Annotated in this window: 9 protein-coding genes and 2 pseudogenes; 6 read left to right on the top strand and 5 right to left on the bottom strand. The window is 66.8% G+C overall.

All coding sequences use genetic code 11. From position 1 onward, the window contains the following. The 4 genes and pseudogenes from OTB20_RS41325 to OTB20_RS41310 form a co-directional block, all read left to right on the top strand. A partial coding sequence (locus tag OTB20_RS41325; RefSeq protein WP_267825060.1) for a zinc ribbon domain-containing protein occupies window positions 1-200 on the top strand: 200 nt, incomplete at its 5' end. Between the two features lie 36 nt (window positions 201-236). Continuing rightward, window positions 237-700 (top strand): annotated as a pseudogene (locus OTB20_RS43065) (IS30 family transposase); the annotation flags it as partial. 328 nt (window positions 701-1,028) lie between these two features. Further along, window positions 1,029-3,131, top strand: coding sequence for a phosphocholine-specific phospholipase C (locus OTB20_RS41315; RefSeq protein ID WP_267825058.1), 2,103 nt, complete (start codon window positions 1,029-1,031; stop codon window positions 3,129-3,131). A gap of 69 nt (window positions 3,132-3,200) precedes the next feature. Continuing rightward, on the top strand, window positions 3,201-3,536 hold the full coding sequence (locus OTB20_RS41310; protein WP_324290483.1) for a hypothetical protein: 336 nt from the start codon (window positions 3,201-3,203) through the stop codon (window positions 3,534-3,536). Window positions 3,537-4,130: 594 nt separating this feature from the next. On the opposite strand, the gene OTB20_RS41305 is transcribed toward OTB20_RS41310, so the two are convergent. From OTB20_RS41305 to OTB20_RS41295, 3 genes and pseudogenes are all read right to left on the bottom strand, one after another. Beyond that, window positions 4,131-4,331, bottom strand: a complete 201-nt coding sequence (locus tag OTB20_RS41305; protein ID WP_267825057.1) for a hypothetical protein — start codon at window positions 4,329-4,331, stop codon at window positions 4,131-4,133. A 593-nt stretch (window positions 4,332-4,924) separates the two neighbouring features. Continuing rightward, window positions 4,925-5,579 (bottom strand): annotated as a pseudogene (locus OTB20_RS41300) (nucleotidyl transferase AbiEii/AbiGii toxin family protein). After that, window positions 5,576-5,926 carry a hypothetical protein gene (locus OTB20_RS41295; RefSeq protein WP_267825056.1) on the bottom strand — a complete coding sequence of 117 codons (351 nt, stop codon included), beginning with the start codon at window positions 5,924-5,926 and terminating at the stop codon, window positions 5,576-5,578. The pseudogene OTB20_RS41300 and the gene OTB20_RS41295 overlap by 4 nt, the downstream one beginning before the upstream one ends. 376 nt (window positions 5,927-6,302) lie before the next feature. Between OTB20_RS41295 and OTB20_RS41290 the strand changes: the two genes are divergently transcribed. After that, window positions 6,303-6,530 (top strand): hypothetical protein, encoded by a 228-nt coding sequence (locus OTB20_RS41290; RefSeq protein ID WP_267825055.1) that lies wholly within the window; start codon window positions 6,303-6,305, stop codon window positions 6,528-6,530. Between the two features lie 178 nt (window positions 6,531-6,708). Beyond that, on the top strand, window positions 6,709-7,014 hold the full coding sequence (locus OTB20_RS41285; protein ID WP_267825054.1) for a hypothetical protein: 306 nt from the start codon (window positions 6,709-6,711) through the stop codon (window positions 7,012-7,014). Between the two features lie 807 nt (window positions 7,015-7,821). On the opposite strand, the gene OTB20_RS41280 is transcribed toward OTB20_RS41285, so the two are convergent. Continuing rightward, the gene (locus OTB20_RS41280; protein ID WP_267825053.1) at window positions 7,822-8,238 is read right to left on the bottom strand and encodes a hypothetical protein; all 417 of its coding nucleotides are present in this window, start codon (window positions 8,236-8,238) and stop codon (window positions 7,822-7,824) included. A 51-nt stretch (window positions 8,239-8,289) separates the two neighbouring features. Continuing rightward, on the bottom strand, window positions 8,290-8,994 hold the full coding sequence (locus OTB20_RS41275; protein ID WP_267825052.1) for a hypothetical protein: 705 nt from the start codon (window positions 8,992-8,994) through the stop codon (window positions 8,290-8,292). Between the last annotated feature and the right edge of the window lie 618 nt (window positions 8,995-9,612).

The following is a 9,612-nucleotide window of genomic DNA, read 5'->3' as shown; positions in this document are numbered from 1 at the left end:
CCGGCCGGGAAGTGATCGCCGTGGACCCCCGCAACACCTCCCGGCGGTGCCCCGAATGCGGGCACACCGCCAAGGAGAACCGGCCCACACAGGACAAGTTCCACTGCGTTAGCTGCGGCCACTCGGCGCACGCTGACACGGTGGGCGCCCTGAACGTTCTACGGGCCGGGCTGGTCCGTCGCGAGCCTCAACCGGCATAGCGAGAAGCCCCCTCATTCATGAGGGGGAGGAGTCACAGCATCTACCGGGAGATCAGGCGCAACAGCAAGCCCGACGGCCGCTACAACCCTTGGTGGGCGCACAACGAGGCCCTCCTGCGCCCCGACAGCGCCCCCCAGGAGGAGAAGATCTGTGCCGGCGCGGACCTTCGTACGCTCATCCGCGCGAAGCTCACCGAGAAGTGGTCGCCCCCGCAGATCGCACGCTTCCTCGCCGGCACCCACAGGGCGACCTGACGATGCGGCCCTGCTCGGAGACGATCTACCGCGCTCTGTTCGCCGGCCTGCTCGGCCGCAAACCCGGCAAGCTCCGCACCGGCCGCATCCGCCGCAAGAAGCAGCGACGAGGCGTCCCGTCACCCAACAAGATCATGACGCTGATCCACCAGCGTCCCGTGGAGGCCAACGACCGCAAAATTCCTGGACACTGGGAAGGAGATCTCATCATCGGCCGCGGTCAAGGCTCGGCTATCGGCACCCTTGCCTTGCTCGTCGAGCTACTCGTACTCGACGAGGATCCTCGCCTTGTACTCCGCCGCGTACCTGCGCGGTCCGGTAGAGCGGGGTTCTACCTGCGGTCAGGGATCCCGTGGTCGTTGGTTCTGGCCACCTGGGTTACTACTCCTTCTCCGCCCTCGACTCAATGAACCATCCAGTATGCCTGGCTCGACCTACTTTGACAGAGAGGGTTCCGCAGTGTGAAGAGTGCCACCGAGGGCGTGTCAGGTGGTCGTGTGTGTGCAGGGAAGCGCTACCACTGCTGCACGGCAGCGGGTCGAAGCTGCCCGTGGCGATGAGAGGGGCAGTTCCTTGGCTGGCATCGAGCGTCGAGATTTCCTCAAGGCAGTGGGCGGGGCGGCTTGCTTGTCCATGTTGACCGGCAGTATCGCGCGAGCGGCTGAGATCGAGCCGCATTACCGCACCGGAACGATCGAGGATGTGGAGCACGTCGTCATCCTGATGCAAGAGAACCGCTCTTTCGACCACTATCTGGGGACGATGCGCGGTGTGCGAGGCTTCGGCGACCCGCATCCGCTGCTGCTGCCCAGCGGCAGACCTGTGTGGTTCCAGCAGGGAAAGGGCGGCACGGTGCTGCCGTACCGCCCCGAGCCGGTCAAAGGGCAGCAGCTCGGCCTGCTCCCATTCAGCGACCCGGAGCACGACTGGGACAGCGGACACAGAGCGTGGAATGAGGGCCGCTACGACGGGTGGGTGAAGTACAAGCAGCAGTTCGTGATGGCGCAACTTACACGCGAGGACGTTCCCTTCCACCACGCACTGGCCGAGGCTTTCACCATCTGCGACTCCTACCACTGCTCACTCAACGGCTGGACGGACCCCAACCGCTACTACATGTGGACCGGCTGCGTCGACGCGACCGGGCGTGGCGGCGGTCCAGCCATCTTGAACTACGACGCCAAGACGACCCCGGCCCGCACTTGGACCACCTATCCCGAGCGGCTGGAGCGGCACAATGTGACGTGGAAGGTCTACCAGGACATCGGGCGGGGACTCACTCGCCAGCAAGCATGGGGGTGGGTGGATGACAACGCCTGTATCGGCAACTTCGGCGACAATTCGCTGCTCCACTTCCGACAGTACGAAAACGCCCGGCCGGACAGCGCCTTGTACCGCAGGGCACGCACCGGCACGAGAATCGACCACGGTGACTCCGACACTCCGCCGGACTTCGAAGGGCTGTTCTCTCTGCTGCGCTCCGACGTACAAGGCGGCAGGCTGCCGCAAGTATCGTGGATTGCTGCTCCAGAAATTTTCAATGAGCATCCCGTCTACCCTGCCAACTACGGCGCCTGGTACGTGGCAAAGGTCCTCGACGCGCTCACCAGCGACCCAGAGGTCTGGAGCCGGACAGCCCTGATCGTGACCTATGACGAAAACGGCGGCTTTTTCGATCATGTGCCGCCGCCCTTCCCGCCTGAGAACCCCACACAGGGCAAGTCGACGGTGAGTGTGGAGGACGAGCACTACGACGGCCCCGACGGAGTGCCGGGCCCGTACGGCCTGGGGCCCCGCGTGCCCACCTTCGTCATCTCTCCCTGGAGCCGGGGAGGCTGGGTTTGCTCACAGGTCTTCGACCACACCTCCCTGATCCGCTTCATCGAGCGGCGCTTCGGTGTCCACGAGCCCCAGATCACCCCCTGGCGGCGCACTGTGTGTGGAGACCTCACCTCAGCATTCGACTTCACCCGGCGCAACGACTCCCTACCCGCCCTGCCCAGCACCGACGCCTACCTCCCGCCCCAGTGCAAGGAGGAAGGCGTTGATCCGCAGCCACCCGAGAACGCTCGGCTGCCCCGCCAGGAACCCGGCCTACGCCTGGCCCGCCCCCTGCCCTATGACCTGGCAGCCGACTGCCGCCTGTCTCCCGGCCAGCTGCACATCGACTTCACAAACCAGGGTGGGAGTGGCGCGTCGTTCCACGTCACCAACCACCAGGGCACCTACGGGCCCTGGACCTACACAGTGGCTGAGGGCAGCGCGCTGTCCGACAACTGGAAAGTCGCAGGCGCCTACGACTTCTGTGTCAGGGGTCCCAACGGTTTCCTGCGGAGGTTCACCGGCCACGGCACCCACCCAGCCCAGCAAGTCAACGTGAGGGCATCACACAGCACCGACGACGACGGCCAACTAGTAATCCACCTCACGAACCACGGCACGAGACCGCAGCGGATCGCACTCATCGACGCCGCCACGCAGCACACCACATACCTGTCCGTGCCGGCGGGAATGGAGACCGTCCACCGGATCGGATGTCAATCGACCCACCACTGGTACGACGTCACATTGACCTGGGGCGACCAGAACCACCCGCAGACTTACCATCTGTGCGGGCACATCGAGACCGGACGCCCTAGCACTAGCGACCCTGCTTTCGCGCGCGGAACTGTCTGAGCTAGAGAGCACTTACGAGCTCACGGTCACCAAGACCGAGAAGGCGAAGCTGACCGAGATGCTCGAGACATGCACGTCATGAACACTCCCCAGCCCGGCAGCAACCCGGGCGACGGCGACAACGACGGCAGCGCGGGCAGGCCGGCACCCCTGACCTCCCACATCAAGGCGGGGTCCGGCGGCGCTATGACCGACGAAGTCGGCGTCATCACCGGTGACGTCACCCTGACCACCGAGCTCGGCCCCGACGGCACCGTCCAGATCCGCATCCAGTACACCGGCGCCGAGGAGTGGTACACCCTCACCGGCAGCCCGGCACCACTCCCACCGAGCGGACACGCCGCCTTCCACCAGCATGTAGTCGACGCCGTCCAGGCTGGTGCAGCCGAAGTCCCGCGTCCCTAGTACCGGATCGACGAGGCCGGAACCCGGGTGAGGTCCGCGCGAGGCCGGGCCATGGAAGCGGCAAGCAACGGCCCATTCCGAGGCCCGGCCCGGCCCCTGGCCCGTAGAACGGGAGGAGGCCGGTGTGGACCAGGTCGTCAGGATGCGGGGGAACATGCACTCATGTGGCCCGCGCCCGCTCCGGCATCCGGGGCTTCGGAGTCCTCCGGCCGCACGGCGCTGGGCCCCCTACTCGGAGTCGGGCCAGACCTGCGGGTCCTTCCCCCCACGGACCTCGCCCCTCAACCGGCCTTCGATGTCGATGCGGCGCTGCTCGCTCTCGCCTGCTCACGCGGTAATCGCTTCGCGGGCGACGTCTGGCTGCTCACCCCAGGTCTTCCAGGCAGCGTCCCACTCCGTGTGCGCTTCGTCTGACCAGCCGCCTTCGGCCGAGGGCCGCCCACGACGGTCCTGGACCTCCCTCACCCTCGCCCATGCAGTGTCGGAACGCTTCTGGAGGCGAATCAGGTCGTCGGTGAGTTGAATGTCAACCACGGCCGGAGCCTAAAGCCCGCCACTGACAACGCCACCCGACAACACGACTCGACGCTCCAGTCAGTCCTCGGGGGTTCCCTTGAAGTCGTGTCCTCGGTAGCCGTGGCCGTCCTTATGCCAGTCCAAGAAGAGGACACTGCCCCTGTACGCGCCGGAGGCGGCCCGGTGGCTGATCACGGGGGTCCAGTACGAGCCGTCGTGATCCCCGTGCAGCGTCGCCTTCTCCATCCGGTCCTTGAGCCCGAAGTCCTGCTCGACCACCACCGGGTCGGTGCCCTCTCGGGACAGCTTGATCTGAACGCGCAGTTTGGCCCCGTCGAGGATCGTCGCGTTGGAGTTGGAGCACAGCGCGGGGCCGTCCCACCGGACATTGGCGTACGCGTAGACCGCTCTGCCCCGACCTGGCCGCGCACACCGACACCCTGACGGGCGGGCCCGCTGTACCCCGCGTCATCGATCGTCTGGGTGCTGCTGACGCACGTGTAGTGCAGCGACGGGGCGGCCGGGGCCGCGGCGGAGGTTGCGGCCGTGCCAGCGAGCATGGTCAAGGCCGCCGCGGCGGTGGAAAGCACCTTCGTCGTAGTCACGGCCCGTCAATGGCAATCGGGCACTGGACGACAGGGGATGCCCACAGAGCCACCCCCACGAGGGACGAGCCGCCACACATGGCCCGGTCTTCCGGCGGGTCTTCTGGACGGGGGCCGGGTCAGGGTGTGGCAAGGAGCGCCATGCTGGCCAAGGCGGTGGGGATCTCCCTCCGCCAGCTATGGAGCAGAACCGCCTCGCCTGTGACATACGAGCCGGCACCGGGAATTCCCGCCTTCACCTCGCTTTTCGGCGGTGGCAGGGCGGTCTCAGCCGTCGTGGTCGCGGAGGCGCTGGTCGAGGTCGTCGGCCCAACGCCGGGCCCAGACGCGGAGCTCGGCGGTCGGGTCCGCGGTGAGACCATAGGCGGCGAATTCGTCGTCGTTCGCCCAGTCCGCTGCGGTGAGACCGTCGCGGAGATCTTCGAGGCGGAACTCGTCACGGCCGTGCCGCTTACCGAGCCGCTCCAGCTCGCCGGAGGTCCGATGGCGGGAGGCCACGTGGACGTCGATGAAGTCGCGGACGGCCCGCGGTCGGCCAGGGCGCGGACCTTGGCGCCGATGACGGAGTCGAAGGCGAGGACCGGCCCGTACTCGGTGAGGGCCGCGGCGTCCATAAGTGCTTGAGGACATCGACCTCGCACTCCTCGCCGGTGTCCGGGTCCGCAGCCACCAGTCGGGCCGACAGGGGGCCCACGGCGATCACGCGCACGTGCCAGCCCTGCGCGACCAGGCCGTGCTGGAGGCCGGCGACGATCTGGGCCATCGGGGCGGGGTTCTCCGTGGCGACGTCGAGGTCCTGGCTCAGACGTTCCACAAGGCCGTGCGCTTGTACGGAGTATCCACCGGTGATCACGAGGGGGTAGGGGGCGCCGATGTCGATCACGGCGGCGAGGAGGCGGCGGTGCAGGTCGCTCAGGTTCACGCGGCTGCGGACCTCATCTCGGCGAGCTGGGGGAAGGCGTCCTCCCAGACCTCCCGCAGGTGCCTGCTGATCAAGGTGCGCAGGACGGGCCACTGCTCCAGGAGGAGCTCGTGGTCCAGCAGGGTGACGAGGTCTGCACGCTGGCCCTCGGCCAGGACTGTGCGGTACAGGCTCATGCGCAGCCGCGGCCGGTCCAGGTCGTAGAAGCGCAGTCCGGACCAGGCGACGTGCAGGGGCAGGTCGACCACGCCGTGCTGGGGACCCGCAAGCTGCTCCAGCGAGCCGGGCAGCCGGCCGGCGTACCGGGCGCGGAGGAGCTCGGCGACCGTGCTGCTGGAGGAGAGCATGACTATGGACCCGATTATCCCGCGTCCCGCCCGCCCCCGGTGCCGCACACGCGCACGCTGTCTCGCCAGCCGCTTCCGGGCTGGTTCTTCTTCTACGAGAACAGCGACTGGAACGAAACCAGGCAGGCCGACGCCTTCAGTGGAGCGAGCCTCGCTGCGACAGCCTTGTCGACTTCTGGGACTAGGACCGCGGCCGGGCATATAGGCGTCGATGCCGTGCTGGTCGGTGGAGACGGTGTCCGCAGTGCCGCGCCCGGGGCAGCGTCCTTTCGTTTCGTTGTTGGGAACAGCGGTCACCGGGTCCTTCTGGGGTTGATGCTGGAGGCAGATGAGGCCGGGGACGAGCCGGTCGGCCGTGACGGGGAGGGGGTTGAGCGTGCCGAAGATGACGGGCGGGCCGGCGAGGGAGGTGGCGGCGGGAATGACCACCGTGGGCAAGGGGGACGTCAAGCACATGCGTCCCAAGCAGCGGGCCCGGTACCGGCGTGAGGGCTACTCCTGGGAGGACATCAAGAAGATTGACCAAGCCATCGGTCGGGGCGAGCCCTCGGTGACGCTGACGTCGGCGACACGCATGGTGACGATCACGTTCCGGCAGAACTGACCGGAGCGGAGAGACCGTGGGGCCCTGTCACGTCATCGGGCCAAGACCCGTGGGGGCATCGAACCCCTGCCTCAACTACAGCGCCCAAGCCCCGGATGGACTGTCGCGGTTGAGAAACATCGGAACGAAAACCGGCGCCGAGCATCCGAACTCCGCAGCGACAGGACCTGAGACTGCGATGTCGCTGCGTCAGTCTCTGGTACCCACCGAACTGCTGGGCCGCGTCGCGATGGCGCACGAGATGGTCATCGCAATCGGCGCCGCACTGGGTGCAGCTACAGCCGGGTTCACCGCCCATCCCTTCGGGCTGCGCGCCCCCTTCTACGGCGGGGCCGTCCTCCTGTTCGCCTCCAGCCTGATCAGTACGAGATCCGTCCAGAAGGCCGCACAGCCGTCTCAGAACTCCATGGTCGTCGCTGGGCGCGAGACCGAAGCGCACCGCAGTACAAGATCCACGCCAACAGACAACGCGGAGATCCACTGAGCACTTCGCGACGGCAAGGTCGCGGCGAGGTGCCCGCACCTTGCCCGGACCAGTCGCAGCACTCAGAACCGTACTGCCGCAGTAGACGCCGGATCTACTGCGGCAGGGCCTCTACCGTGATCATCGTGACCTGCCGCGGACCGTTCCGGTCGCTGGGCCGGGCGAGGTGTACGCAATTACTGCGGTGGCGCCGGAGGGGCGGGACGGGTATGGGCATCGAGCCAATGACCGAACTCGCGAGCGGGGGCGCGCGGCGGCTGCCGTGCGCCCGGGTGGGCGCCCCAGTCGGCCCCTCTCTCGTCCTACACCGCGGCGGTCGAGCCGTACCTCACCGGTGCCGGCATCGCAAAGTCTTCAGCGCGCATATACCGGGCCTCATTGACGACGTGGGGGTGGATGCTCGCTAGCGAACCGGCGCCGACGGGGCCCGCCCGCCGGGGCGCGAAGCCGCCCGTCTTCCCCGTCGCGGCGATCGGCGATCCAGCGCTGCCATAGGTGCCGGCCGAGCTGGCGGCGGCGCGGCGGACGAGGTGGGCGCCGACACCGTCAACCGGGAGCTGTCCATCGCATGCAAGGCGATCGTCGGGGCTTATCCGTTGGGCGTACCCGGCTGGACCCTGGCGCGCCGACCACGGCTCATTGACGCACGTTGGACTCACTCGAAGGACACGTCCTCCAGCTGCGGAGTAATACAACTCTCCCAATCCGGCGCTCGGCGGATATAGTGGAGGAACCAACTGTTACTCAGGCACGGAAGGCCCTCCACCACGGTGGAGGGCCTTCTGCCTTGTCTGGCTACGGCGCAGCTCAGGCAACCTGCAGCTTCGGCCGGCCCGTCGAGGCGGGCGGCGTCTGGTGGTACGTCGGCAGCTTCAGGTTGGGGAGGTCCCCGGCCTGGATGCGGACGAGGGCCGTGCGGAACGACGCTTCCATCGTCTCGGGGCTCTCGTACTTAGCTGCGAGCGGGTGCAGCCGGTAGGAGTTGCCGTTGCGCTCCTCGCTGCGCGGCCGGAGCACGATGTTCAGGTCACACAGGGGTGCCATGAGCCCGCTGACGGCCTGGGGCGTGACCCCGTACTCGGCAGCCATGTCCTTCTGCCGGACGGGAAGCGCTCCCCCGAAGTCGCTGCGGGAGACAAGGTACTGGAGGAACTTGACGGCGGACCCCGACAGCGGCAGAGCCCAGATGCGCTCCGCGATGATCGGGGACATGACGTTAGCCATGAGACAGCCTTCCTCTTGCGTTGATGTCCGTAAGGAACCTTGGCAGCACTATCACCCGGTGCGCCTCCTTCCGCGAACGTTCTCGTCGACCGCAATGCCGACGTCCAGTTCTTCCTGGTGGGCACCTTCGGGGCCTACCGCGTACGGGAACGCCTCGGTGTCGCGGTCGTGCCGGTCGGCGATCTCGGCCAGTACCTCGTGCTGGGCCGTGCTGTTGCCGTGGAACCACAGGCGCACGTTGATCTGGATCCGTCCGTTACCGGCCTTTTCCACCCAGTTGTATCCGCGCAGCGCCTGGACGGCACGGTTGACCGTGGAACGCGTGATCATCTTGCCGCCCTTCTGGGCGGCAACCTTGTTCAGTCCGTCTGTGATCTCCTGCTGCGTGTACTGGGTGATACCGGTGCCCGGCAGCTGCCCCCCGGCCACGAAGAGGAAAACGCAGAGCTGGGACTTGGTGATGCTGTTCGCGACGGCGAGCTGCGCCAGCAGCTGCGTGAACCAGTTACTGGCCAGGCTGTAGCCGGCGTCTCCGGCCATGTCGTGGACGGCCTTTGGGTCGGCCGCGTACTCGAAGTGGACTCCCTTGAGCCGACGTCGGCCGCTGGGGTCGGTGGCCTGCGCCACCTGCTGACCGAGTTGCTGGCCGAGGACGGTCAGGATGTCTCCGTACTCGGCGTCGTCCCCTGCGGCGGTGGGAGCGGGAATTGGCCGGGGCCCGCGCTGTCGACGACGAGCGGGCGGATCAGATGTCACAGGACCTCCTTGTTACTCAGGCGATCCGAGACTATCCAAAAAAACAACCTGTGCTTGTCTTTTGGTGCGTCGGTGCGTCGGACCGGGCTCCCGGCGTGGACCCTTCCGACTCAGACGCCGAAAGTACACACCTCGTGAAGTTCACTGCCTCGTGAGCGCCGAAAGTACACGGCTCCTTGATTTCGGTTGTCCTGATGACGACACATCCCGGAGGGTCCTCGGAGACGCGCGGCCGTCTGTACACCCTCATAGCCACCTCGCTGACCTGCTGTAACGGCAGGCGAGTTGGCGGCTTGAAAAACTCCACGCCTGCTTGATTTTTCCGTGGAATGTGCTCGCCAAGTACACACTTCACAGCGTCAAATGTGCCCTGGGAGACACATAGGGGCGAGCAAACCTGCAGGTCAGAGGCATGTAACGGCGCAGCCCTCTTATTAAAGAGCAACGTGACCACTGACCTACGCACTCTCAGGTCTTCCCTCTGGTCCGGTCTGAGAGGTCGTTAAGTCCCTTTCCGGTAGAGGCCCCGTCCGGGCTGAGTGAGGAAGCCTTGGCGGGTGAGGCGTCCGAGGCGGCTGCGGGTGACGTTCAGGGAGGGGTCGTCGGTGGGCATGCCGA

This window comes from Streptomyces sp. H27-H1, from assembly GCF_026627445.1.
Taxonomy (GTDB): domain Bacteria; phylum Actinomycetota; class Actinomycetes; order Streptomycetales; family Streptomycetaceae; genus Streptomyces.
The sequence above is the reverse complement of the archived record's forward strand: the minus strand, read 5'-3'. Positions and strand labels throughout refer to the sequence as shown.

Excerpts from the sequence above, each read along its gene's own strand:
- OTB20_RS41280 (WP_267825053.1), bottom strand. The coding sequence starts at position 8,238 with ATGGCTAACGTCATGTCCCCGATCATCGCGGAGCGCATCTGGGCTCTG.
- OTB20_RS41285 (WP_267825054.1), top strand. The coding sequence starts at position 6,709 with ATGTCGCTGCGTCAGTCTCTGGTACCCACCGAACTGCTGGGCCGCGTC.
- OTB20_RS41310 (WP_324290483.1), top strand. The coding sequence starts at position 3,201 with ATGCACGTCATGAACACTCCCCAGCCCGGCAGCAACCCGGGCGACGGC.
- OTB20_RS41295 (WP_267825056.1), bottom strand. The coding sequence starts at position 5,926 with ATGCTCTCCTCCAGCAGCACGGTCGCCGAGCTCCTCCGCGCCCGGTAC.